Source organism: Sphingobium fluviale (assembly GCF_004122115.1).
In the GTDB taxonomy this organism is placed as follows: Bacteria; Pseudomonadota; Alphaproteobacteria; order Sphingomonadales; family Sphingomonadaceae; genus Sphingobium; species Sphingobium fluviale.
This window is the reverse complement of the sequence record NZ_SBKP01000001.1, coordinates 127,117-148,938: the sequence shown is the minus strand read 5'-3', so window position 1 is coordinate 148,938 and position 21,822 is coordinate 127,117. Positions and strand designations below refer to the sequence as shown.

Here is a 21,822-nt window from a genome sequence, read left to right as displayed (position 1 = left end):
CGCTCAGTTCCTCATCTTTGCGGATAGCGCGCGCAGTTCGTCCTCGCTGACCAGTCCGTCGCGATTGGCATCGGCCATGTCGAAAGCCGGGGTCGGGCCGTTCACGAATTCGGCGCGGCTGATCATGCCATCGCCGTCGCGGTCATAGGCGTGGCGCAGTCCGGCCAGCTTTTCGCCGTCCCATCGCGATTGCGCGAAGCCGGGAAGATCGTCGCGGCTGAAATGGCCGTCGCCGTTGCGGTCGAAGCGCGACCATTGCGTGGCGCGGTAGCCGACCAGTTCGGCCCGGCTTACCTGGCCATCGTGATTGCGGTCCGCGGAGCGGAGCTGCTCGATGGCATTGTCGGGAATGCCGCGCGCCGGGGCGGCGGTGGCCGGCAGGGCGAGCGCAACCGTCAGCGCGGCTGCGGAAAGAACTGTCAGGCGGATCATGCGGTTCGGGCCTTTGAAGCGGCGGACGCGGGAAAGGCACCCGCGTCCGCCGGCGGGGGGCTCAGTTACAGGAAATGACGTTTCCGGCGGCATCGGTGCAGGTGCCAGAATGCACCGGTTTGCCGGTCGCGGGATCGATCGTGGTCGAGCCGGAATAGCTGTTGCCGGTCGCGGCATTGGTGGCACTGGTGGAACGCCCGCCCGACCAAGTGCCGTCGGCACCGCGAGTGAAGCTGCCCGAGCTGGCCGCGCTGCCCTTGGCGCCGCTGACGGCAGCCTGACCGGCACGGGTTACCGAACCGTCGGTATTGGCGGTAGTCGTCGAAGCGCGGTAGCCCGAGCTGCCGTTGGCACCGCGGAATGCGCCGCCGCTGGCGCGAGTGGTCGAACCGTCGGCATTGGTCGTGGTGCCGCGGGCACGCACGGCCCTGCCGTTGGCGCCGGTCGCGCCGGCGACCACGCCGTTGGCGCCGCGTGCCCGGAACGAGCCCTGGCGGGCCTCGGCGGTGGTGGCGAGGGTGATGGCGAGAAGGGCGGCAAGCGCCGTGAGGGTCTTGGTGGACTTGAGCATCGAAAAATCTCCTGGGCAGAAAGGACTTGTCCGTTGGACGCCCTGTGAATGCCCAGAAGATGCATCGCGGCGATGTCGCGCCAGCTCCATGTTGCGGCAAGCCATGACAAAACGCCGACTTTGTCACGGCTTGTCACATTTTCGACTCTGGCCGCGCCGTTGCCGCGCTGCCAAAGTCCTGCCATGAGCGAAAAGCCCGCCCGGATACTTGTCGTCGATGACGATCCCGAACTGCGCGCGCTGTTGCAGCGCTTCCTGGCCGAGCACGGCTACCAGGTACGCAGCGTCGATGGCGGCAAGGCGATGGACGGCGCGCTCCAGCGCCAGCCCGCCGATGTCGTGGTGCTCGACCTGATGATGCCGGGCGAGGACGGCTTGGCGATCCTGCGCCGTTTGCGCGCGGGCGGCGACCAGGTGCCGGTGATCATGCTCACCGCGCGCGGCGATCCGGTGGACCGCGTGCTCGGGCTGGAAATGGGCGCGGACGACTATCTCGCAAAACCGTTCCTGCCGCGTGAGCTGGTGGCGCGCATCGCCTCGCTGCTGCGGCGTTTGGGTCCGGAACGGAACATGTCCCGCGACGAGACGGTGAAGGTCGGGCCGCTCACCATCAACTTCTCCACTATGACTGCCTCGCGCGGCGGTACGGTGCTGCCGCTCTCCTCGCGCGAATATGCGCTGCTGGCCGCGCTCGCCCGCAGCATCGGCCGGCCCCTGAGCCGCGCGCAGCTGATCGACCGGGCACTGGGCCGCGATGCCGAAGTGACCGACCGTGCGATCGATGTCGCCGTCGCCCGCTTGCGCCGTGCGATCGGCGACGATGCCGCGAGCCCGCGCCATATCCGCACGGTGTGGGGAGTGGGCTATGTGCTCACCGAAGGCGACGATGGTTAGGCGCCTGATCCACCGTAACATCGCCCTGCTGGTTGGCGTCGTGCTCGCCGGGCAGCTGCTCGCGGGCCTGCTCGTCATGGCTCTGGTGGTACAGCCCCAGACCGCACGCGTTGCCAGTGTCACCGCCGACATGATCGAGGCGCTGTCCTCCGCCATGGACGGCTTGCCGCCGGCACGCCGTGCCGCGCTCATCGCCCAGATCAACCGGCGCGGCGCCATGGCGATCCGCCGGGCGCATGACGTGCCCGGCGATGGCCCGCGCTTTCCCTCGTTCATCGAACGGCAGTTCACCCGCGCGCTCGCCGATCGCCTCGCCACCCAGCGTGACCTGGTCTGGCGCACCGATGCCGGGCGTCGCCTTTGGGTCAGCCTGACGTTGGGCGGGCAGGACTACTGGGTCAGCGTGACCCCGCCGCGCAGCCGGGGGGCGATGACCAGCCTCCTGATGGCCAGCTTCATTGCCTTCCTCGTTTCTGCGGTCGGCGGGTTGCTGTTGCAGCGCCGTCTCGACCAACCGCTGCGCCGCCTGGCCGCGGCGGTCGATGGTTATACGCCCGAGCAGGCACACGCGCCGCTCGATACGTCGGGACCGCAGGAAGTGGCGGCGGTCGCGACCGCGTTCAACCGGATGACCGAGCGGCTCGCCGCGCACGAGGCCGAGCGCGCGGTGATGCTGGGCGGGGTCAGCCACGATTTGCGCACCCCGCTCACCCGCCTGCGGCTGTGCCTGGAGATGATGCGCGGTGGCGACGCCGAACTGGAAGCGACCGCGCTGCGCCAGGTGGAGAGAATCGAGGCCATGCTCGGCCAGTTCCTGGACTTTGCGCGGGGGTTCGAGGCGGAAGAATTTCAGCGCTGTGATATCGCCGCATTGCTCGAACAGGTTGTGGCCGACCACGCGGCCTTGCCCCCGGTCGCGCTCGCGGCGGCGCCCGGCCTGACCGCGAAGGTCCGGCCCCTCGCCTTGTCACGGGCGGTCGGCAATCTCCTTGCCAATGCATTGAGGCACGGCGCTGCGCCGGTGCGGGTCGAGGCGCGCATGGACGACAAGAGCCTGATCATTGCCGTAACCGATGCCGGGGCCGGGTTCGAGGCCGTCAGCAGCGGGGATCTGATGCGTCCCTTCGCGCGGGGCGATGCCGCGCGCGGCGGCGATGGCACCGGGCTCGGTCTTGCTATCGTCGAGCGCGCCGTCACCGCACAGGGGGGGCATGTTGCCTTCGCGCGAACCGCCGGAGGATTCGAGGCCTGCATCACTATCAATTGCGCTTGATGTGGCTGCTGCGAAACCAGCCTCAAGTCCCCTCACCAAAATAGACGAAGCTCATCTTGTTGCCGTCGAGATCGCGGACATAGGCACCGTAGAAATCCGGGCCGTATTGCGGACGTGGGCCGGGATCGCCTTCATTGTTGCCGCCATTGGCGAGCGCGGCGGCATGCGCCGCCTGCACCTCCGCCTCGCTGCCGCACAATAGGCCGACCATGTTGCCATTGCCCGGCGCAGCAGCCTGTTTGTCATAAGGCGGCGCCACCCAGATCCGCCCGCCGCCGCGCAGCTCGTAGCAAAAGCCGTGGGGCATGAAATCGGCGCCGATCATGCCGCCTATCAGCGGGAGCACGGCATCGAAATAGGAACGAGCCCTGACGACATCGTTCGAACCGATCATCACATAGCTCAACGACATCGACCACTCCTGCGAAAACGATAAGAACATTTAATGAACGCTTGCCGCCCAAGCAACCCGTTTCAGAGTGTTCGGCTACGCAAACGATCAGGCTATCGAGTGAATCCGGTCAGGAACAGGAAATTGCCTATGCGCCTGGACGATGCGAATTCGAAATGACCGGTGAAGGCATCCGTCACCGCCGCCTCGGTTTCCGGGGCCGCCAGTTCGCCTTTGCGATGCAGCATGCCGAGCATGTATTCTCCCAGCCACCGATCACCCCGAACCAGCGTGGAAAGCGCCACCCTGCCGCCCGGCATGGCCACGCGGCGCAATTCAGCGATCAGGCCCGAAGGCGTGCCCAGAACATGCAGCGTGCCCCAGCACAGCACTTGGGAAAAGGTTCCGTCTCGAAAGGGCAGGTCGAGGGCACTGCCTTGCAGGAAATGGTCGTCTGGCCGGCGCCGCTGCCCGCGCCGCAGCATGGCCAGCGACCTGTCGAGGAAGGTTATCCGGGCTGTGGGAAGCGTCCGATAGATGTCCGCGGTGAACAGCAGCGAACCGCAGCCGCAATCGAGGATCGGTCCCGCTTGCGCGCCGGCCATGGCATCGCGGGCGGCTGCGGCGTGGCACGACGGCCAGGCCCCCCATGCTGGGCGATGGTAGAGCGGACTACCGATCAGCATGTCATAGCCCGCGGCGTGACGATCATTTGGCGCGGTCTGCTGGTCAGGTGGCAGGCTGCTCCACAGGCCGGGCGCGATGCGCACCGGGGCTTCCCGCAGACCCGGAAATGGCAGCCTATCGGATTCAAATCCGGTCACGCGATCTTGAATCCCTCCGGAGGATCGCCTGGCCCGAGCCACCCCAGCTTGTCCGGATTGCGCACCACATAGACCGTCTCGATCCGGTCATCACGAATAGCCAGTTGCAGCATCTGGTCGATGTCCTCGCCAGCCCGGACAACAATGGCCGGAATGCCGTTGATCTTGGCCAACTCGATCCGAAGAGGCGGCATATCCGAACCATACTTGCGCACCGTGCCGATGAAGAAACGCGCAATCCTGTCCGCCCCGGTGATTGCATTGCGTGCGGCCAGCACCTTGCCGCCGCCATCGGCAAGCAGCACCGCATCCTCGTGGAACAGCGCGGTCAGGGCGGCGACATCGCCGCTGGTGACGGCCATCCCGTATGCGGCCAGCAGCCGCTGGTGAGCCTCGACCGGCGGTCTTGCCATCGGACCACCTGCCTGCACGGCCTTCCGGGCGCGGGCGGCGAGTTGACGACAGGCCGGCTCGCTCCTGCCCAGCGTTGCCGCGACCTGAGTGAACGGCATGTCGAATACATCGTGCAGTAGAAAGGCAGCGCGCTCGGCCGGTTTTAGCCGTTCGAGCGTCAGCAGCAGCGCGAAGGACAGGTCGTCGGCCAGTTCGGTTGCCGCGTCGGGCGCGAGCGCCTGCGTATCGGCAACGGGCTCGGGCAGCCACGGGCCGACATAGGCCTCACGCCGGACCCGCGCGCTCTTGAGCCGGTCGAGGCACAGCCGGGTGACGATGGTAGTGAGCAGGGCATCGCGGTTATCCACCTCACGCACCGCGTTGAACCGCAGCCAGGCATCCTGGAGCACATCCTCCGCCTCGCTGCGACTGCCGAGCATCCGGTAGGCGAGGCCGAGCAGGCGCCCCCGCGAAGGTCCGAAGGGGTCAGCTTGCATGCGCGGTCTTATGGATCGCGGGCGCGACCAAAGTCGAGCCGATGCGGATCGGGCCGCAGCTCCTGACGAAGCCCAGCCCGGCCTTGATCATCGGATAGGTCCGCGACATCTGTGCCCCCAGCGTCAGATCGAGCACACCCTTGTCACCCCAGCGCGCGCGCACTTCCTCGCGCAGATCGTCGGCTTCGGGCAGGCGGGCGATGATGGCGCGGGCGAAGCGATAGCCGAGCGCGGTGTCCGCACTCATCGCAGCGACATCGCCCGCCACGATGGCGGCGATCTGATCATCAGGCATGTCTTTCTCGCGCGCCATGTCGGCAACGAGCTGGGTACAGGGGCCGCAATCCTCCGCGAGGGTGCCGGCCAGCCGCGCCGCCTCGCTGGCTTCCACCGGCACTGCCTCGCGGTGCCGGGCAAGCGCGGCGACTTTGTTGAACCGCATGCAGGCCTTGGGCGAGGCCGCATACATCGCGTGCATGTAGGACACGTCGTAGTCATAGCGTCGGCCCAAGGCATCGAACATCCGGTTGACCAGCCAGCGCATCATGCCGCGTCCTCCCGCACCGCCGCCTGCCACGGCCAGCACAGGGCAAGCCCGGCAAAGGCGAGCAATGCGATCTGGAGATCGACAGCAGCGTAAGCGTGATGGCCGGACGCCAGGGTGGTGAGGTGGAACAGTGCATGGAACACCACAAAGCCCGAAGCGCCCAGCGCCAGCAGCCGGTAGCGCGGCCGCCATGCATAGGCGAGGAACGCGATCCCCGCCGCGGTGAAGCCAAGGCCGATGTCGATCACGAAATGGGGATTGAACGGGCCGGTGGCGCTGGCTCCGGGCGCATGCAGAAACCAGCGATCTGGCAGCAGAGCGGCGAACAGGCCGTTGCCCAGATTGAACAGTCCGATCAGGGCAGAGAGAATGCGAACAGGCATGACAGGCCTCCTTTCGCATCCATGACGAGGCAGGCTGGCGGAATGTGACAGGTGACCGGTGAAAATGCACTTCGCGAACGAAGCCTTGTCTTGCGCAGTATGAGACCAGCGTTTCGAAGCTAGCCAAGATCACCCGGCTTTCCGGGTGACAAGGCAGCTATTGCCGGAAAGATCGTATCAGCCCGACGACGAACAGCGCCCATCCGGCGGTCAGAACACCGCTGCTTCCCAGCACGACAAATGAGACGAGCTTCTCGGTCTCCAGGCCTGCGCTGTGCCCCGCCCCCGCGATCGGCAGGGCTTGGCTTGCACCGGTCGCGGCGGACAGAGTCAAGCCCGTCCACAGGCCGAACATGCCCAGCAGGATCGCCGTTCGGGCAATGCCATCGACAGGTTTCCGTAGGGACACAGAGGTCCAGACCGCCCCGGCGACCATCAGCGCCGTACCGCTCTGCACCGCGGTGAGGTGGGCGGACAGTGCCATGCGCGGGTTCGCGAACATTTGAACCGCCGCCCCTTGCAGCAACCCCAGGAGAAACAGCAGAGTTCCCGCTACAATCAATGTTCTTTGTGGTGCGGTCAGCGTCACGGCAACTCTCCAATTCGTCGATATTAGCAGCTGCGATAGCAGCAGTCAGGTGGCCACCGCGAGGCACCATGCGAACAGCAGCGTCGATATCAGCCCCAGCACGCTCCTGACATGGTGGAGTTTGCCCCACGCGATCAGCAATGTCCGGCTCTCCGGTCCTGCCGGGTCGGGTCGAATGGCTTTCAACCGCTTGTTCGTCGGCATGATCGCCAGCAGGGTGAACGGCCAATTGCCAAGCAGCGCCACGCTGCCGGCAATCCAGCGCCAATCGCGTGAAAGATACCACGCGGCCAAGCCGCAGACGCCGCCGGCAATGGCGAGGCCTGACTGGATTGGCAGCGCCCTGCCATAACTCGGCTGCCACTGCGCGAGCAGCGGTCCATCCTCAAGTCGGAGCCGGGCGGGATGTTCGACGAGGGAGATGTATGCCGCTGCTCCGGTGAAGAAAGCAGCGCAGATCAGCGCGGTGGTCTTTGCCTCGGTATCAGCCGGGATGACACAGAACACAGCCAGCGTCTCCCCAAGCAGGTTGGCTCAACGCCGCGGCTGGGAAGAACCCGTGCTACGGGCGCAGGAGCTACCGAACTGCCACTCTATTTTCGGCATTTGCTGGATAGGCTGACGGCGGGCATTCAAGCTCGACGCTTCCATGTCGCGATTGTCCTGCCCGGACCCGTTCAACCTGTCGCAGGAAATTTTGCGTTTTCCCTGACAGCAGCGAACCAGCGAAACAGCACAATGCCGATCGCGACGGGGGTGAAGACCAAACCGGTCCAGAAATACTCCGCCCGGAACAGGCGACCGATGTAGCCGAACGCAAACCCCGCCCACAGTGCGGACAGCCCGACCAGGTGCAGTCGCCGCCACCAGCGCCCCATCCGGCGCTGAACGCGGTCATTTGAGGTAAGCGCCATGGCGAGAAGCAGCAGATAGACCAGCCCTCCGGCCGCCAGCGCACCCACACGGCGCGGCCGGAACAGACCGACATTGACCGCCAGCGCAGCCAGGTGCGCGGTCATGACAAAGGTCAGTGCAAGGCCGAGTTGGCGCCGGTTGCGCATGAGACCGGACAGGGCGGCATTGGGCCAGATGCGTGTCACAGGCCCCGCGAGGAACACTGCCGTGAAAATGATGAAGGCGGCGCGTGCAGTGTACCGGGCGGCGAGCAAAGCCCGCCCGGAAGCATCGTCCGCCAGCATGAATGCGCAGGCAAGGGCAGCCGCCACCAGCAGCAGCGCCGTGGCCTGGATGTGCCATGATAAGTCAGTGGATCGCGCCTATTTCATGGTGCCGGGAAATGGAACAGGCTGGCCTGCAAGACAAGTCCACGAACCGCCGTGCTTCAGTCAACAGCCCTTTCGGCAAGTGATCGAACCATGTGAACGGCGACCGTTCCATGATCGTGCAGGGTTTCCTTCTCGAACGCATAGCCCAGTGACCGGTAGAGAGCGATATTCGAGGGCATCAGCTTGTTTGTGTACAGGCGTGTCCCGCGCAGGCCCGCCTGTATGGCAAGCGTTTCGGCATGGCGCATCAACATGACACCCAGATCGCGCCCCTGGAGCCCCGCTCATGATCTCGGCGGCAACCGTTGGCGACAGAGAAACGGCGGGCGAGGCGCAAATCGATCAGATGACGGCTACGAATATGGCGGGACGTCCTTTCGTCGGGCGGCAGACTTGAAGACGGGGCGGTTTGCATGTGGTGAGCGAAGCCCCGTGTCTGCAATCGTTGGTGCTTGAACTCGCTGAAAATCAAGCCGGTCAACCGTTGTCCAATGAAAGAACTTTGCAGTATAAAGTTATTGGCATTATATGAACCCATGAATGACGTCGAATCGGCCCTCCACGATATTGCAAGGCTGCGCGATCAGTTGGCGGCGAGCAGTCGTTTCCAGGGCCTTGCGCCGGGTATCGTCGCACTCACTGGAGGCTTCGCGCTGGCGCTTGGCGGATGGCAGTATCTGGCCGGTGAGGACGATCTTCTTGCCTGGATTCTCCTTGCGGCGGTCTGTGCCGTGATGATCGGCACCGAAGCCGTCGCAAGGGCACGCAGACTTCACCGATCCATGGCAGACCGGCTGCTCGGCGCGACTCTAAACCGATTTCTTCCTGTCGCGGCCGCGGGCGCAATCATGGGAATCGTGGTACTGGCTCGCGCGCCCGAGCATAGCCGGCTGCTCCCGGGGATCTGGCAATTGCTCATAGGAGTCGGCATCTTCGCCGTCCTCTCCAATCTGCCGCGACAGATGGTGATTGCGGCCATATTCTATTTCGCCGCCGGCACGCTGACGCTCGCGCTGGGTGGATCGCCGTGGCCGTCGATATCGTGGCTTATGGCGCTGCCCTTTGGCTTGGGCCAACTGCTTGTGGCGGCCATTCTCCACCACGCATCATCGGAGACTTTGCATGGCTGATCGCCCCAAGGCGCCGTTTGCTTTCGACGGGTTGGATCGTATCCTCCATGAGAGGGCGCGGCTCAGCATCATGACTTCGCTTGCGGATCACCCTAAGGGACTGAGCTTCACCGAACTGCGCGAATTGTCTGGCCTGACTGACGGCAACCTCAGCCGTCATGTGCAGATTCTGGAGGAAGCCGGCATGGTTCTGGTGACCAAGGGTTTCGAGGGGCGGCGACCTTTGACCACTTGCGCCCTGACCGATGATGGACGGGTACGGTTCTCCGATTATCTTGCAGTCCTGGAACAGGTTTTGAGCAGCGCTCGCCGCAAGGGCGAGGCCGGCGGCAATCTCAAGGAGAAGTTCATATGAGCCCGTCGATGTTGCGGACATCGGTGCGGATTGCCCTTTCCGGGCGCGGTTCCGTGTCCCCCTTTTTGCCCATAAACTTTACAACCCCAAGTTCTTTGTATTTTGCAGATATACCGGTTCATCGCGCCCGGCAGGCGCGTGTGCTGTTCATCTACGCAATTTTGGCGATCGTGGCGGAGGGAATAGGGCTGAGCGGGCTCTGCTCCAGCGAAACCAGCGCTGCTCTGCTCGGACTGGCTTTTCCCGGTGCCGGGTTCTTGCACTGGGTGTCTGGCGGGCAAACGGTATTTGCCCTGGGCTTGTTTGCCGGTGCCTTCAGTCTGTTCGGAATCGCGCTCCTGCTCTGGTTTGGCACCGGCAATGTGCTGGCTCCGGTCACGGCGTGGATGGGGCTCGCAGTCCTCGCCGCATCTCCCCGCGTATTAAACCTGGCACCGCCTCAAGACGGCGGTGGGCATTGGCCCTGGCTGCTCGCCCCCATGGTGCTTTTGTTGGCCGCGATTGGCTGGTGTCGCGCGGCCACTGCGGCATCGTCGGCGGAAGCGCCCGCGACACCATGCTTTGCATCCCCCGGGCCTGTCGATACGATACCGAACGAGCTTTCGCACGATGACAGCAAACGCCTGCGCCTACTGCTCGATCGCGCGCTGCAGCCGGTCGAAAGGTTCGACGGGTTCGAACGGCGCGATCCGTTCCAGACCGCCGCGCTACGCTACCAGGTGAACTTCATGGCCTATGCTCTGGCATTTGCCCGGGAGCGCCATGCCCCTGCCGCCCGGGCGTGCTTTGGCGATGCACAACAGCACCTGCTGACCAAGATCGGCGACCGGCGGCTGTGGTCCTATTGGCGTCTGGAGAACGCCTGGGGCAATCTGCGGCTCGATGGCGATCCCGTGACGCGTCAGAACATCATGTATTCGGGCTTCACGGCCCTGCAGATGGCCCTGGGCGGCGGCGAGGCGCTTCACCTCCACACGAGGGGCAGACAGTGGCGCAGCTACGGGCTGGATGATGTTTCGGAACGGCTTGCCCGGCAATATCGGACGTCCTCCTATGGCCTGCTCGACTGTGAACCGAACTGGATTTATCCGCTCTGCAACCTGATCACCATGGCGGGCATCAAGGCGGCCGACGCGCGCCTTGGAACCGGCAGATGGGAAGGGCTAGCGACGCCGTTCCTTGCGTCGCTCGAACGCGAGGGCATGCGGGCGGACGGCACGTTCATCGCCTTTCGCTCGTCGCTGACAGGTTTTGCTCCGCCTGCACCCGGCGGCATCGTGATGCAGGCGTTCCCTTGCCTGTTCCTAAATGCTCTATCGCCCGGCATGGCGCAGCAGCAGTGGCACCGTGTCCGCCAGCGCCTCGACCGCGGCTCATGGCGGCGGCTGTTCTGGCCGGTCGATGTCGGCAACTACGGTTTCAGCAGAGCTTCCAGTTATGCGGCCACGGCTGCGGCCGCAGTCGAAATGGGCGATCACGAAGTGGCGGCAGAGTGCCTGCGACGATTGGAAGCCGAATGTCCGTCCCGCGAAAGTGTCGGCGTCGTCCACCGCGAGAACACCTCGCTTTGGGCACATGCGCTGGAACTGGTCGCGCGGTGCAATCGCGCCGACGGGTTGCGCGAGCTGACCACGCGCCGGTGTGAGCCCGGCGGGCCGTACCTCTCTTCCGCTCCATATCCCGACGTGGTCGTCGCCCGCGCTGTCCAGCGCGACCGGGGTCTGGACCTGACCCTCGATCCGGGACGGCCCGAGGCATCGCCCCTTCTCGAATTTGGCGGTCTGCTGCCCGAACGGCACTACCGGACGGGAATGTCGGAGCACCCGTTTCTCAGATCCGACAGCCAAGGCCGAGGCCTGCTGCGTATCGCACCGGCTGAACGCACCCGCATCACGCTCGATCCGGTCATCTGAGGGAACTCCCATGGTTTGTTGCACAATCATCGCGGCCTTGCTTGGCCTCCTCATGCGTCCGCTTCTGGCGCGGAGATCGAGCCCGCTGGCGTGGCGGCCGAGCAGCGCGAATCCTGTATCCGGCTCTTTTGCCATACGAGCAGCGGGCCGGCTGGAAAGCTTTGCGCATGCCTTCGACGGCTGGCGTTTCCTCGTCCGCAACGAACCCAATATGCGCATCCATCTCGGCATTGCCACGCTGGCCACCCTGATGGGGACCTGGTTGCGGATCGGCCCATCGGAATGGCGCTGGCTGATCGTGGCAATGACAACGGTTCTGGCTATAGAGGCCCTGAACACAGCTGTCGAACAAGCCTGCAATGCGATCAGCCGCAGCTACAATCCAGCGATCAAGGCGGCAAAGGATGTGGCGGCCGGCGCGGTATTGATCGCCGCCCTGGCGGCAGCGCTGATCGGCGCGAGCGTGTTCCTGCCGCATCTTCGATCGGCGGACCACGAGCGCATTATCCTTCCCACCACAATCTGCGGAGAGACAGGATGACCACCGCGGTGCATGCCTCGCTGAAATTGGCCAGATTTCTGCTCAAGCTTCTGGCAGCTCTGCTTGTCACTTTGATCGGCTTTATCCTGTTCCTCGCGATTCTGGGTCTGGGCGGCTGTCAATTGCTCGAATGGTCGGCGCAAAGCCGCACGCGCGATGCGCTGCCAGCCCAACTCGAAGCGGGCTCGTTCGCCTATTACAAGACGTGCGACCCGTTTTTCGGAGGGCACGCATTCGCTATCGAAATGGCGCCGGAGGCGGCTAAGCGCCTCCGGCGCGGAGGTATGGCGTTTCTCACGCCCCACAATAGCCCTTCGGAGCCGAAAAAGCCGATCGAGTGGATTGCGTCCCAGACATCCAGCTGGAACTATGACGGCGGCACGCCTGGCATGTATTGCTATGATCACTTCGATCATGATGGCCAGGATGTACTCCGGCACATGTTCCGGAAAGGAGGATATTACGCCCAGATCGGCGGTTCCACCTATTACCTCGTCCCGAGCTTGAACCTGATCGTCGGCGGCGCGCCGCCGGGGCACTGAATGCGCATTATTCTAACGGACGGAATACAGCTCCAAGGCTGCTACTGCACTGGCTCGAGTGTTCCCTTGTACGAGACGATCAGCCCGACCAACGGAAGGGAAATTTCGACATCGAACATGAAGCGGTTCGCTTCTTCTGTCTCGAAGCTGGTGCCCACCGGAAGCAAGGCCTGCGGCATCGGAATCCCCAGAACCGACCACCGGCGCGGGATTAGCAGCAGCTTTCCATGATCGATCACCAGTGCGAGAGAAACCGTGACCGCTCCGAACCGTTCGACCAGCAAGTAGTCATCCTTGCCTATTCCGCATGACTGATGCGAATCGAAGCGTTTGCCGTCGAAGTTTCGCGTCCAGCGTTCCCCGCCTCGGTCTGGACTGAAGGTGACGACAACAGGGATGCCATCGCCGGCCTTGGGGAAGCGGAACAGCAACGCGGCAAGCCTGGCCAGCAATCCGGGGCCCCGGCGTACCTGGGCAATACCGCTCCATTTCCTCCGGCCTTGGCTGGCATGCAACGCCCGCACGCTGAGGGGAAGCCGGTCGAAGGCCGGGCCAAGCACCCTCTGGTAGATCGACGACGTTGCGTCATCCTCACGAAAACCGGTGAAGATTGACCTCCCATCAAACAGCTTGTCGTAGTCGGCAAGGTTCAGCGCGCGCGTGGCTGGCCGGGCTCCGGGTTCCGGTTTCGCGCCCGCCAACACCTTGCGGATGATGGCCTCGATCGCCATCGACGGGATCAAGGGGCCGTCATCACCCTCGGCCAATAGGTGCCAGCTCATCTCGACCAGGCGACCATCGCGAAGGCCACGGGCGCGCACGAACATCCCACCGCGATGCTCGCCGAATTTCATGAGGTTGAGGACGGTGTAGAACGGGCGGGAAAATGGCTCCAGCGAAGGCAGCCGAAATCTGGCCCTGGCCTTGGCAAGCAGATTGAGGGTGCGGTGAAGGATTTCCGGAACCGGCCCGGCGCCCATCCAGATATCCGTCATCGTTGCATGCTCGGGCGGGATCACTTGCAGGTCGGGAACATCGACGAGCGAAAAATGGATGTTGCGCAGCGGCAACCGCCCCGGAACGGCGATGGTATATCGAAGGCTCTCCGCGAGGCCGATCCCGTGTGTCTGAACGCCGCCACGCAACAGTTTTACCGGCGCCCCCGCGTATCCCACCACGGCTCGCATGACATTCAGGCCGATGCCGGCATAGGGCGACGGCGCAATGCCGCCATGCACGGAGACGATATCCATGCTTTTTGCCATCTCGCGCAAGACCGCAGCCGTGAGCACGGGAAAGCTGCTGACCCCTGACAGCGCATAGACTCCGGCCTTTCTGGCCGCCTCGTCGAATTGCGACACGCCGAACACGAAATCGGCGGCATCGGCAAAATCGAGATAGTCGATGCCTGCGGCAATGCAGGCTTCGATCACGCCATAACGATGATCTCCATAGTCCTGGAACGGTCCAGAAGCATCGACGACAAGGTGAGGTCGGTATCTGTGCAGGCTCTCGGCAATGGTGCGCCGGTCGAGCTTTACCGGCTGAACGCTTGGTTGCCCGAGATAGGCCCCACAGAAGTATTGCGCCCTGGCCAGATCTCGCCCGCCTATGAGGAGTTCGACTTCCGGAAGATCGGCGAGCAAGTGAGCGAGGCGGCCGCCGAAAACGCCATAGCCACCTAGGATCAGGATCTTCATCGAACTGCTGGTACCCATATCCATCATAGCACGCGTGAACGAAATTCTTCAGGCGGAATCCAGCAGGTCGGCCGTTTTCCGAAGATCCAATACCGATTCCGTGCGATCCAGGCATAGATTGGGTCACGTAGGCGACCAGGAATCAGGCGGAACAGCGAGGCAAACCGCCAGGGAAATCCAAGGGCTTCGTAGATGCAGAGGACAGCATCGCTGTTTTTCCGGACATTTACGCCATCGACTACGATTATGGTGCTGGGGTCTGCCGGATCCACTCCATGCTCACGAAAGAGCATGGAGCCAACTTCGCCCTGCATCGACGCCAGATGAAAACGTGCTCCTTTATCGTGCTTCAGAATGAAATGCGCATTGGCCGAGCAAAGCACGCATTCGGCGTCGAACAGGATGACCGGACCATCGGGCAGTCGTGCGCTAGAAACATTTCGCGAGGCGGGATCATCTTCCATTGCCTGAATCATAGATGACCGATCGGCCGTATGCCAAGCGCAAGCGCGCCAGATCTCATCCGCAATCGATGAAGTAATCAGATCGCAAGGGGTTGTAGCCATCTGGTTTTCCGACACTATCATGCATTGTTTTCAGGAGAGGCGGAATGCAAGGCGGGGCAAGGTATCGTTTCTTCTGGATGCTGGGCGGCGCGCTGGCGATTTCATCGTCTGCGGCATCGGCCCAGACCAGTCAGGGTGACCTGAGCCTGACGATTTACAACAACGATCAAGCACTGATTCAGGACATCCGCCAGATCGATCTTCCGGGCGGTCGCAGCAGGCAGGAGTTTCCCGGCGTCTCCGCGGCGATTCGACCCGAGACGGTAACCCTCTCCGCCAGCGGCACGACGATCGTCGAGCAGAACTTCGACTACGATCTGCTCAGCCCGGCCGCGCTGATGGCCAAGGCCGTGGGGCAGACTGTCACCGTGGTTCGCACCAACCCGGCGACCGGTGCCGAGACGATCGAGACCGCGCAGATCCTCGCGATCAACCAAGGCACGCTCATGCGGATCGGCAACCGGATCGAGACGCTCGAGAACTATGGCGCACGCGTGGTATTCGCCGATCTGCCCAAGACCCTGCGCGCGTCGCCGACGTTGTCGGTGACGCTCGAGACGAAGGCTGGCGGCATGCGTCCGGTCACGCTCAACTATTTGTCGCGCGGGCTCGGCTGGAAGGCGGACTATGTCGCGCTGTTCGATGAGAAATCGGGCAAGCTCGACATGCAGGGCTGGATCACGCTGACCAACAACAGCGGTAGCAGTTTTCCGGGCGCGCGGGTCTATCTGGTGGCAGGATCGCCGGGACCCAATCCTAACGATCCCAACCGCTACAACAACAATTATGGGTACGACCAGCGCGTATCGGGCAACCGGCCCGGCACGGAGAGCGCGCGGCGGGAGCGGCTGGGCGATTTCTACGTTTACCCGCTCGCTGACCGCACCACCGTCGCCGCCGCGCAGCAGAAGCAGGCGAGCTTCCTCGACGTGACCGGGGCTTCAGCCGCCAAAGGCTATTTTTTCCGAAACGACTGGCTCGGCAAACTCGACGAGCCTGTCAGCTTCTCCACCGTCCTGCGCTTCTCCAACACGGCCGCCGCCGGAGGGCTTGGCGATGCGCTGCCGGCGGGAACGGTACGCGTTTACATGCGCGATGCGCGCGGCCAGCCGCAGTTCATCGGCGAAAATCGGATCGATCACACGCCGATGGGATCGCAGGTCGCGATCAAGACGGGCGAAGCCTTCGACGTCAAGGTTCTGCCGATGGTTGAGAAGCGCGACCGGATCACCACCGACGAATGGGAACAGACAAGCCGCTATCGCATTCGCATCAATGGCGGAACCTATATTGAAGTTCAGCGCGACGATACGAAGACTTACTATCGCACGAGCATGGCCTATCGGATTACCAATGCCCGGCCTGAACCAGTGACGGTTGAAGTGGTGCAGAACGGGCTCGACGATGGCCGCTGGCACGAGACGCGGGTTCCGTTCGAATCCACACCCGGCGAGCAGCGTTCGCTGGACGAGCGCGCCTGGCTCGTCACTGTGCCGGCCAGCGGCGAGACGACGCTGAAAGCACAGTTTGATACGCGCTACTGAGTGTGAGGGCGCTACTCCTCCTCGCAGCGTTCCTGGCGCTTGGATTGAGGCCGGCTTCTGCGCAGGTCGCGGTCACGTCGGCCGCCCCGGAATCGCTAGGCGTGACGATCTACCGCGACCCTGACCGCGAAGGCGAGGAACTGGAACTGGAATGGTTGCGCGGATACGCTCTGATCACGGAACGCCGCACCATCGACCTGCCGGCGGGCGAGGCCGTCGTCCGCTTCGAGGGCGTCGCCGGCGGCATGCTTCCCGAAAGCGCAATCGTGCTCGGTTTGCCAGGCGGCGTGCATGAGAAAAACCTCGACGCCGATTTGCTGTCACCGGGCAGCCTCTATGCCCGCAGCCTTGGCAGACCCGTCGCCCTGCGGCGACGACATCCCAAAACCGGCGAGGTCCGCGAGGAGCCTGCTGTCGTCCGCTCCGGTCCCGCAGGCAGCGTGATCGTCCAGACGCGTGCGGGGTTCGAAGCGGCCAACTGCGGTTCGCTTAAGGATTCGCTGGTCTATGACGGTGTGCCGCTGGAGCTCATGGCCAAACCTACGCTGTCGGTTGAGGTCGATTCTCCCAAGGCCATGCGCGCGACCGTGGCGCTGTCCTACCTTGCCTGGGGTTTCGACTGGTTGACCAACTACGTCGTCCACATGAAGCCCGATGGCCGGCACGCCGACATTCTGGCCTGGGTTACGCTCGCCAGTAGCGATCCGATGAGTTTCGCCGATGCCCAGGCGGCGGTGGTCGGCGGCAAGCTTAATCGCGAAAGTCGATCGTCCTGGGGCAATTCCAAGGGAGAGGAACTGACCTATCACTGCTATCTCGGTCCCTACGAAAGCAACCCTTACTCCGCCCTCAAATACTATGGCCAGATCGGCGAAGGTGGTGGCGAGGGCGAGATCATCGTCACCGCGCGGCGGCGTTCGGAGAGTCTGCAGGACGTGCCCGTATCCATGGTCGCCAGCGAGGAAGGCCTGGGCGACCTCAAACTCTATCGCCTGCCCGTGCCAACGACGATAGCCTCGAACGCCCAGAAGCAGGTCGCGATGTTCGTGAAACCGAACGTCAGGCTGGCGATCTACTATCAGGCGAATATCGGTCCTGACATCGACACGCCGCCGGCCACTCAGATGCTGCGGATGCGGAACACCAAGAGCGATGGACTAGGCATCTCGATGCCGGCCGGCAGGCTAGCTTTGTTCGAAGTGCATGGCGGCCGACCGGTTCTCGCTGGCGAAGGCGTGCTGGTCGACTCCGCGCTTGCCGAGAACATCCTGGTCGAGCTTGGCAGCGCGACGCAAGTCACCGTCCGGCAGGAAGAGGTCGCTGACAGCACCGATACGGACGATGAGCACTATTGGGAAGATCGCGAGGTGGCGGTGCAAAACGCCAATCCATGGCCCGTCGATTTCGAAGGCCTGATCTCGATCGATGACGAAGGCCATCGAATCGCACGGGCTTCAGTGAAGCTGGGGAAGAGATACGGCAAACCTGTGTGGAGGGTCCGGGTGCCGGCAAACGGCGCGGCGCGTCTTCGTTACCGGGTGATCGACATCGATTGATAACCGTGCCGGCTGGCCACGCATCACAGTGGCGCTCGGTGAGCCTGATACATCCGGCGCACCCATTCCAAGGTCGGCCGATCCGACCAGCCCGCAAGGAAAGGGGCAAGCGAATGCGGCCACCGAATTCCTGCGGAGAGGCTTTTCACCGGTTCCACATGCGGCAGGGCGAGGGGGGCCAGCAGGCTGGCGGCGGTCAGGTCGGCGCGGCCAAATTCTCGGCCGACCAGATGATCGCCGCGCTCGGCGAGCACTCGATCGAACCAGTCGAGTTCGCGGTCCACTTGCGCGATCAGGTCCGGCAGGAGACGCGGCCGCGCATTCATGCCTGCGGCCATCATTCGCCGCAGCAGCGGCCAGGTTAGCCGTCCGATTGTCGCTTGGTGGGCATTCGTGCCGCGCAGCAGCACGTCACGAATGCCTGATTTCGGATCGGACAGCAGCCCGGCGTAGAGGCACTGGCGAATGAGCGGTGCCGTCGTCTGCTCAAGCCGGCGCTCAATTTCCGGGTCTCCGCCTCGCAAGCCCGTCCAGTCTAAAATTCGGTCGCTTCCCTGGCATAGCGAACCGTCGCCGAGCAGGAGCAATGGAAGCGACGTGGCTGAGGCGCCCAAGCGCTTGACGCGCAGCGCGTGAGTGCCAGGTGCCAGTCGCTCCTCATCATAGACAATTCCCTGCAGATCGAGCGCCCAGCGCGCCCGCTCGCAATAGTGCGAAGGCGCCAGGGTCAGGAGGAGCAGACGGCGGTCCTCGTTTGCGGTCACAGATGAATCTTCAGGGCAGCCACTGCAGGAGCTTCGTTGCGGTGAGTTCCGCTGCGAAGGCCCTGATTTCAGTCTGATACTGCAGGATATGGTAGATCATGAATATGGAGAAGACGAAGAAGCCCAGCAGCGTCAGTTGAACGAATATGACGATGAATGCCGGGCTGAGGTTGAATTTGGAAACGATCCCGTTGGAAATGGCGAAAATCGGCCGGAGAAAGTGCGACTGCGGTTTTCCAAAGATCGGCGGCTCTTCCCAGTCCTTCGTCACGATGTTGAACAGCAATATGGCGAACAGCACGGAACACGCGAAAAATGTCATCGGCGAGTCTACGATAAGCGAGATCATGAACGCCGAATTTCGCGCTTGCAGTTCGAGGCAGATGTCGACTCCCTGCTTGCACAGGGTTTCCCGGATCGACACGAAGCCGTACCAAAGTCCGGCGCTGGCGAACAGGATGGTGATCGCCAGCGCATAGATCTGCGTCGCAACCGTTGCCTTGAACGAGTGATATTCGATGAGGGCATTGACCGAGTCCCGGCGATGCTTGTTGTCGTAGAGGGCGACGTTGACATCCTCTTCGAACACATCTTCCTCGCCCGGAGTCCGCATCACCCGCGAAAGGGATGCCTGGAACGCATCGGCATAGGCGAGAACACCGAGCGACCGGCGCTGGGACATGAGTCCCGTCTTGCGATGCAATTGTTCGAAGACACGCGAGAGGCCCCACTGGGTTTCGTTACGCCAGCCAGTTTCGTTGCTTTTCGGGTCTTGGTGGAGGCCTGGCTTGGTCCGCGCCAGATGGATCATCTGGTCGGCTTCTTCCCCATGGTGGGAATGCGCGTGCGCGATCGCCTTCAGAAAGTAGAATATCTGCCGTGCGATCTCGTGCAGGGCTTCGACGTCGACATGGTTGTGGTCGTACCAGAGACGGCATTCTCCCGTTCGGAACAGTGCAAATTCGAATTTCAGCGCCCGGCGGATTTTGGTGCCGTCCTCTGCTTTCAATTCAGCAACAAAGGGATCGAACCTTGCTCTTGTCCAAGGCTCGATCTCGTCCAAGGCTGCCTGGGCCTGTGCCTCAAACAGACGTCCGATGCGCTGAGATTCCGCTGCGAGATCGGAGAGCGCCGTCCGCAGTTGGTTGCGGTGCTCTTTGTCCTCATCATAGGGGAGCCAGTATATCGTCCCCCGCAGGCAGCCTCGCGCGTCGGAGATGGAGGTGAGCCTGCCGGTTCTTGGATCGAACTCGGGGCGCGCTGCAGCTTCCGTATGCCCAATCAGCACATAGTCCTGGGCGGTGTCCTTGAGAACCTGCTCGGCGATCCAGGACCAGTAGCCGAAGTCCTTGTTACGCCGGTGCTGCTTGACCAAGACCACGCGGCCATCAGGGCGAGGCTTGTCGCCGTTCAGGACAACATGTCCCGCTTCATCCGCGTGGTTGCCGATGAGACTGAAGGACAGGTGCCCGGATACAGTCGGTATCCAGCCGACCCAAGCGGCTTCAGCCGTTTCCCATGGATACACGGGCGCACTCCCCTCAGTGCGGGTGCGAACCCGTTAAAGAATTTCGCGTGAAAGCGTTCTGGTCGGCACTACCTTGAGGCCGGTTTTCGTTGCGCGTGCGCGCACACCCGCAGCGACCGATATGGTCGAGCCAGGTCCCTGAGGCGGAAGCGCGCCGTTCCACCAGGCGCGGCGGTCGAAGCCCGACTTCGCAACATCGTCCGCAACCCGAGAGCCACTCTTCCACACGCGAAGAATGCTGAGCAGCGAGAAGACTGCGAGACCCCCAAAGACCGTCACCCCGACGGCCGTGATGAAATCAGTCATGTCATTCCAATCGTATCCGTTGTCTGGACGTACTGGAAGCTTTGCCCCCTTCCGGCTGCGGATTTTGCCGCTCGCCGTCCGCGACCTTCGCTTACCGACCAGAGTTCGGTGCCTGACGCAAGAAAGAACGCCCAAAACAAGCCATTGTTCCTTTTTCGTTCGCGGATTTGGTGTGGAAACCGCGATTTTCAAGACGAGCTTGGTCGATGGGGATAGCGAATTGAGGGTGGGCGGCTGCCCGCTGCGCGGGCACCGCGCTCTATCTCCGCAGCGCGTTGCGCCGCTCCGACCGAGCTTCGGCTACGCCGAATCTCGGCCCTTCGGGTTCGCAAGGAGGTGAGGGACGCGCGCTCGCGCGTGGCGACGGTGCCGGGATCAGGCGCGGGAGCGTCGGGAGGTGGGGCGGGGGTCGCATGCACTCGCGCTGGCTTCAAGATCGGCGGCGAGCTGGTTGAGGGCGCGCGCAGCGCCCAGCCGCATCATGCCATCGCCTTGCGCGCCCGAGCAGCCGCGTGCGGCGCGCTTGCGCGCGAGCTCGGCCACGGTGCGGAGCGTTGTCGAGTCCATGACCGCATCATATCCATGGCGCGGTTTGAACGCCAGCCAATCGCGGCCGCGCGGGCGGTGGGATGAGGAGCGGCGCATGCGGAAAGGGGAGCGCGCCTGGCCACGCGCGGTGCGGGCCGCGGGGGCGGGATACCAGAGAAGAGGGGGTTTGAAGATGGTGTCGCGAAGAAATGGTTCGAGAGCGACATCGTCTAGGAGTGAAGATCATGAACATTGGTGAAATCCGCAACGTCAACGGCCGCCTCACGGGCTCGATCGCCACGCGCACCATCGACCTGCCGCGCATTGGCCTGCGCAAGGTCGACAGCGCGAGCGACCGAGCGCCGGTCTATGAGATCCTCGCGCTCAACGTCGCCCGGCGCTGGGTGCAGATCGGGGCGCTGTGGGAAGCCTTCTCGAAGAAGACCGGCGAAACCTTCCTCGCGGGCTCGGTCGACGATCCGGGCCTGCCCGAGCCGCTGCCCGTCGCGCTGTTCCCGACCGAGGATGGCGGTTACACCATCGCATGGCGGCGCGAGACCGTTCGCGCCGAGTTCGCGGGCGGGTTCGGCACCTCGCAGCGTTCGTATGACGAGCGCACACAGGAAGGCTTTGGCGGCAGCACCGCAGGCGCCGACGGCGCGCTGATGGGCGCGGGAGCCGAGGAAGGCGAAGACCTGCCGTTCTGATCCGCAACGGCAAGCCGGGAAGGGCCGGGGGTGCGCATGCGCCTCCGGCCTTTTTCTTTTCT

27 protein-coding genes are annotated in these 21,822 nt (G+C 63.5%); 10 read left to right on the top strand and 17 right to left on the bottom strand.

What is annotated here, in order from left to right; all coding sequences use genetic code 11:
* Nucleotides 1–3: 3 nt before the first annotated feature.
* The gene (locus tag EQG66_RS00800) at nucleotides 4–432 is read right to left on the bottom strand and encodes an EF-hand domain-containing protein (RefSeq protein ID WP_164975551.1); all 429 of its coding nucleotides are present in this window, start codon (nucleotides 430–432) and stop codon (nucleotides 4–6) included.
* Nucleotides 433–493: 61 nt separating this feature from the next.
* On the bottom strand, nucleotides 494–1,003 hold the full coding sequence (locus EQG66_RS00795; RefSeq protein ID WP_129402646.1) for a hypothetical protein: 510 nt from the start codon (nucleotides 1,001–1,003) through the stop codon (nucleotides 494–496).
* Nucleotides 1,004–1,051: 48 nt separating this feature from the next.
* Here EQG66_RS00795 and EQG66_RS00790 point away from each other — a divergent pair, with 48 nt between their 5' ends.
* Both EQG66_RS00790 and EQG66_RS00785 read left to right on the top strand, forming a co-directional pair.
* Nucleotides 1,052–1,897 (top strand): response regulator, encoded by an 846-nt coding sequence (locus EQG66_RS00790; RefSeq protein ID WP_245987762.1) that lies wholly within the window; start codon nucleotides 1,052–1,054, stop codon nucleotides 1,895–1,897.
* Nucleotides 1,890–3,170 (top strand): ATP-binding protein, encoded by a 1,281-nt coding sequence (locus EQG66_RS00785; protein ID WP_245987760.1) that lies wholly within the window; start codon nucleotides 1,890–1,892, stop codon nucleotides 3,168–3,170. The genes EQG66_RS00790 and EQG66_RS00785 overlap by 8 nt, the downstream gene beginning before the upstream one ends.
* Before the next feature lie 22 nt (nucleotides 3,171–3,192).
* Here EQG66_RS00785 and EQG66_RS00780 read toward each other — a convergent pair whose 3' ends face one another.
* The 9 genes from EQG66_RS00780 to EQG66_RS00740 all read right to left on the bottom strand — a co-directional run bounded on the left by EQG66_RS00780 (nucleotide 3,193) and on the right by EQG66_RS00740 (nucleotide 8,328).
* Nucleotides 3,193–3,582 carry a VOC family protein gene (locus tag EQG66_RS00780; RefSeq protein ID WP_129402644.1) on the bottom strand — a complete coding sequence of 130 codons (390 nt, stop codon included), beginning with the start codon at nucleotides 3,580–3,582 and terminating at the stop codon, nucleotides 3,193–3,195.
* 92 nt (nucleotides 3,583–3,674) lie between these two features.
* Nucleotides 3,675–4,331 (bottom strand): class I SAM-dependent methyltransferase, encoded by a 657-nt coding sequence (locus EQG66_RS00775; RefSeq protein WP_129402643.1) that lies wholly within the window; start codon nucleotides 4,329–4,331, stop codon nucleotides 3,675–3,677.
* A gap of 50 nt (nucleotides 4,332–4,381) precedes the next feature.
* Nucleotides 4,382–5,275, bottom strand: coding sequence for an RNA polymerase sigma factor SigJ (gene sigJ, locus EQG66_RS00770; protein ID WP_129402642.1), 894 nt, complete (start codon nucleotides 5,273–5,275; stop codon nucleotides 4,382–4,384).
* The gene (locus EQG66_RS00765; protein WP_129402641.1) at nucleotides 5,265–5,822 is read right to left on the bottom strand and encodes a hypothetical protein; all 558 of its coding nucleotides are present in this window, start codon (nucleotides 5,820–5,822) and stop codon (nucleotides 5,265–5,267) included. Before EQG66_RS00765 ends, sigJ begins: the two co-directional genes overlap by 11 nt.
* Complete coding sequence (locus tag EQG66_RS00760) at nucleotides 5,819–6,205, bottom strand: hypothetical protein (protein ID WP_129402640.1); 387 nt, start codon at nucleotides 6,203–6,205, stop codon at nucleotides 5,819–5,821. The genes EQG66_RS00765 and EQG66_RS00760 overlap by 4 nt, the downstream gene beginning before the upstream one ends.
* A 157-nt stretch (nucleotides 6,206–6,362) precedes the next feature.
* Nucleotides 6,363–6,794 carry a hypothetical protein gene (locus EQG66_RS00755; protein ID WP_129402639.1) on the bottom strand — a complete coding sequence of 144 codons (432 nt, stop codon included), beginning with the start codon at nucleotides 6,792–6,794 and terminating at the stop codon, nucleotides 6,363–6,365.
* Between the two features lie 45 nt (nucleotides 6,795–6,839).
* On the bottom strand, nucleotides 6,840–7,301 hold the full coding sequence (locus tag EQG66_RS00750; RefSeq protein WP_245987759.1) for an anthrone oxygenase family protein: 462 nt from the start codon (nucleotides 7,299–7,301) through the stop codon (nucleotides 6,840–6,842).
* Nucleotides 7,302–7,471: 170 nt separating this feature from the next.
* Nucleotides 7,472–7,993 (bottom strand): cytochrome b family protein, encoded by a 522-nt coding sequence (locus EQG66_RS00745; RefSeq protein ID WP_129402638.1) that lies wholly within the window; start codon nucleotides 7,991–7,993, stop codon nucleotides 7,472–7,474.
* Nucleotides 7,994–8,136: 143 nt separating this feature from the next.
* Nucleotides 8,137–8,328: an N-acetyltransferase gene (locus tag EQG66_RS00740; protein WP_129402637.1), complete on the bottom strand. Its 192-nt coding sequence runs from the start codon at nucleotides 8,326–8,328 to the stop codon at nucleotides 8,137–8,139.
* Between the two features lie 288 nt (nucleotides 8,329–8,616).
* Between EQG66_RS00740 and EQG66_RS00735 the strand changes: the two genes are divergently transcribed.
* The 5 genes from EQG66_RS00735 to EQG66_RS00715 are packed head-to-tail and all read left to right on the top strand — an operon-like array spanning nucleotide 8,617 to nucleotide 12,561.
* Nucleotides 8,617–9,210: a hypothetical protein gene (locus EQG66_RS00735; RefSeq protein WP_129402636.1), complete on the top strand. Its 594-nt coding sequence runs from the start codon at nucleotides 8,617–8,619 to the stop codon at nucleotides 9,208–9,210.
* Entirely contained in the window at nucleotides 9,203–9,565 is a 363-nt protein-coding gene (locus EQG66_RS00730; RefSeq protein WP_129402635.1) for a winged helix-turn-helix domain-containing protein, read from the top strand. The genes EQG66_RS00735 and EQG66_RS00730 overlap by 8 nt, the downstream gene beginning before the upstream one ends.
* A complete protein-coding gene (locus EQG66_RS00725; protein ID WP_129402634.1) occupies nucleotides 9,562–11,478 on the top strand; it encodes a linalool dehydratase/isomerase domain-containing protein in 1,917 nt (638 codons plus the stop codon). Before EQG66_RS00730 ends, EQG66_RS00725 begins: the two co-directional genes overlap by 4 nt.
* Nucleotides 11,479–11,530: 52 nt before the next feature.
* Nucleotides 11,531–12,019, top strand: a complete 489-nt coding sequence (locus EQG66_RS00720; protein ID WP_164975550.1) for a diacylglycerol kinase family protein — start codon at nucleotides 11,531–11,533, stop codon at nucleotides 12,017–12,019.
* Complete coding sequence (locus EQG66_RS00715; RefSeq protein WP_129402632.1) at nucleotides 12,016–12,561, top strand: hypothetical protein; 546 nt, start codon at nucleotides 12,016–12,018, stop codon at nucleotides 12,559–12,561. The genes EQG66_RS00720 and EQG66_RS00715 overlap by 4 nt, the downstream gene beginning before the upstream one ends.
* A 41-nt stretch (nucleotides 12,562–12,602) precedes the next feature.
* On the opposite strand, the gene EQG66_RS00710 is transcribed toward EQG66_RS00715, so the two are convergent.
* Nucleotides 12,603–14,261: a saccharopine dehydrogenase family protein gene (locus EQG66_RS00710; protein WP_129402631.1), complete on the bottom strand. Its 1,659-nt coding sequence runs from the start codon at nucleotides 14,259–14,261 to the stop codon at nucleotides 12,603–12,605.
* A 23-nt stretch (nucleotides 14,262–14,284) separates the two neighbouring features.
* Nucleotides 14,285–14,827: a thiol-disulfide oxidoreductase DCC family protein gene (locus tag EQG66_RS00705; protein ID WP_245987756.1), complete on the bottom strand. Its 543-nt coding sequence runs from the start codon at nucleotides 14,825–14,827 to the stop codon at nucleotides 14,285–14,287.
* 44 nt (nucleotides 14,828–14,871) lie between these two features.
* Between EQG66_RS00705 and EQG66_RS00700 the strand changes: the two genes are divergently transcribed.
* Both EQG66_RS00700 and EQG66_RS00695 read left to right on the top strand, forming a co-directional pair.
* On the top strand, nucleotides 14,872–16,371 hold the full coding sequence (locus tag EQG66_RS00700; RefSeq protein ID WP_245987755.1) for a DUF4139 domain-containing protein: 1,500 nt from the start codon (nucleotides 14,872–14,874) through the stop codon (nucleotides 16,369–16,371).
* Between the two features lie 101 nt (nucleotides 16,372–16,472).
* The gene (locus EQG66_RS00695; protein WP_129402629.1) at nucleotides 16,473–17,927 is read left to right on the top strand and encodes a DUF4139 domain-containing protein; all 1,455 of its coding nucleotides are present in this window, start codon (nucleotides 16,473–16,475) and stop codon (nucleotides 17,925–17,927) included.
* A 23-nt stretch (nucleotides 17,928–17,950) separates the two neighbouring features.
* Here EQG66_RS00695 and EQG66_RS00690 read toward each other — a convergent pair whose 3' ends face one another.
* The 4 genes from EQG66_RS00690 to EQG66_RS00675 form a co-directional block, all read right to left on the bottom strand.
* Nucleotides 17,951–18,691: a glutathione S-transferase N-terminal domain-containing protein gene (locus EQG66_RS00690; protein WP_164975549.1), complete on the bottom strand. Its 741-nt coding sequence runs from the start codon at nucleotides 18,689–18,691 to the stop codon at nucleotides 17,951–17,953.
* A 10-nt stretch (nucleotides 18,692–18,701) separates the two neighbouring features.
* Nucleotides 18,702–20,219, bottom strand: a complete 1,518-nt coding sequence (locus tag EQG66_RS00685; protein ID WP_129402627.1) for a hypothetical protein — start codon at nucleotides 20,217–20,219, stop codon at nucleotides 18,702–18,704.
* A 33-nt stretch (nucleotides 20,220–20,252) separates the two neighbouring features.
* Nucleotides 20,253–20,525 (bottom strand): hypothetical protein, encoded by a 273-nt coding sequence (locus EQG66_RS00680; protein ID WP_129402626.1) that lies wholly within the window; start codon nucleotides 20,523–20,525, stop codon nucleotides 20,253–20,255.
* Nucleotides 20,526–20,900: 375 nt separating this feature from the next.
* Nucleotides 20,901–21,092, bottom strand: coding sequence for a hypothetical protein (locus EQG66_RS00675; protein WP_129402625.1), 192 nt, complete (start codon nucleotides 21,090–21,092; stop codon nucleotides 20,901–20,903).
* A gap of 206 nt (nucleotides 21,093–21,298) precedes the next feature.
* Between EQG66_RS00675 and EQG66_RS00670 the strand changes: the two genes are divergently transcribed.
* Nucleotides 21,299–21,760, top strand: a complete 462-nt coding sequence (locus EQG66_RS00670) for a DUF736 domain-containing protein (protein ID WP_129402624.1) — start codon at nucleotides 21,299–21,301, stop codon at nucleotides 21,758–21,760.
* The last annotated feature ends 62 nt before the right edge of the window (nucleotides 21,761–21,822 follow it).

What these genes read in the sequence shown, in the direction of transcription:
- EQG66_RS00800 (WP_164975551.1), bottom strand. Translation starts at nt 432, where the DNA reads ATGATCCGCCTGACAGTTCTTTCCGCAGCCGCGCTGACGGTTGCGCTC.
- EQG66_RS00795 (WP_129402646.1), bottom strand. Translation starts at nt 1,003, where the DNA reads ATGCTCAAGTCCACCAAGACCCTCACGGCGCTTGCCGCCCTTCTCGCC.
- EQG66_RS00790 (WP_245987762.1), top strand. Translation starts at nt 1,052, where the DNA reads ATGCCCAGAAGATGCATCGCGGCGATGTCGCGCCAGCTCCATGTTGCG.
- EQG66_RS00785 (WP_245987760.1), top strand. Translation starts at nt 1,890, where the DNA reads ATGGTTAGGCGCCTGATCCACCGTAACATCGCCCTGCTGGTTGGCGTC.
- EQG66_RS00780 (WP_129402644.1), bottom strand. Translation starts at nt 3,582, where the DNA reads ATGTCGTTGAGCTATGTGATGATCGGTTCGAACGATGTCGTCAGGGCT.
- sigJ (WP_129402642.1), bottom strand. Translation starts at nt 5,275, where the DNA reads ATGCAAGCTGACCCCTTCGGACCTTCGCGGGGGCGCCTGCTCGGCCTC.
- EQG66_RS00765 (WP_129402641.1), bottom strand. Translation starts at nt 5,822, where the DNA reads ATGATGCGCTGGCTGGTCAACCGGATGTTCGATGCCTTGGGCCGACGC.
- EQG66_RS00760 (WP_129402640.1), bottom strand. Translation starts at nt 6,205, where the DNA reads ATGCCTGTTCGCATTCTCTCTGCCCTGATCGGACTGTTCAATCTGGGC.
- EQG66_RS00745 (WP_129402638.1), bottom strand. Translation starts at nt 7,993, where the DNA reads ATGCTGGCGGACGATGCTTCCGGGCGGGCTTTGCTCGCCGCCCGGTAC.
- EQG66_RS00740 (WP_129402637.1), bottom strand. Translation starts at nt 8,328, where the DNA reads ATGCGCCATGCCGAAACGCTTGCCATACAGGCGGGCCTGCGCGGGACA.
- EQG66_RS00735 (WP_129402636.1), top strand. Translation starts at nt 8,617, where the DNA reads ATGAATGACGTCGAATCGGCCCTCCACGATATTGCAAGGCTGCGCGAT.
- EQG66_RS00730 (WP_129402635.1), top strand. Translation starts at nt 9,203, where the DNA reads ATGGCTGATCGCCCCAAGGCGCCGTTTGCTTTCGACGGGTTGGATCGT.
- EQG66_RS00725 (WP_129402634.1), top strand. Translation starts at nt 9,562, where the DNA reads ATGAGCCCGTCGATGTTGCGGACATCGGTGCGGATTGCCCTTTCCGGG.
- EQG66_RS00720 (WP_164975550.1), top strand. Translation starts at nt 11,531, where the DNA reads ATGCGTCCGCTTCTGGCGCGGAGATCGAGCCCGCTGGCGTGGCGGCCG.
- EQG66_RS00715 (WP_129402632.1), top strand. Translation starts at nt 12,016, where the DNA reads ATGACCACCGCGGTGCATGCCTCGCTGAAATTGGCCAGATTTCTGCTC.
- EQG66_RS00710 (WP_129402631.1), bottom strand. Translation starts at nt 14,261, where the DNA reads ATGAAGATCCTGATCCTAGGTGGCTATGGCGTTTTCGGCGGCCGCCTC.
- EQG66_RS00705 (WP_245987756.1), bottom strand. Translation starts at nt 14,827, where the DNA reads ATGGCTACAACCCCTTGCGATCTGATTACTTCATCGATTGCGGATGAG.
- EQG66_RS00700 (WP_245987755.1), top strand. Translation starts at nt 14,872, where the DNA reads ATGCAAGGCGGGGCAAGGTATCGTTTCTTCTGGATGCTGGGCGGCGCG.
- EQG66_RS00680 (WP_129402626.1), bottom strand. Translation starts at nt 20,525, where the DNA reads ATGACTGATTTCATCACGGCCGTCGGGGTGACGGTCTTTGGGGGTCTC.
- EQG66_RS00675 (WP_129402625.1), bottom strand. Translation starts at nt 21,092, where the DNA reads ATGGACTCGACAACGCTCCGCACCGTGGCCGAGCTCGCGCGCAAGCGC.
- EQG66_RS00670 (WP_129402624.1), top strand. Translation starts at nt 21,299, where the DNA reads ATGAACATTGGTGAAATCCGCAACGTCAACGGCCGCCTCACGGGCTCG.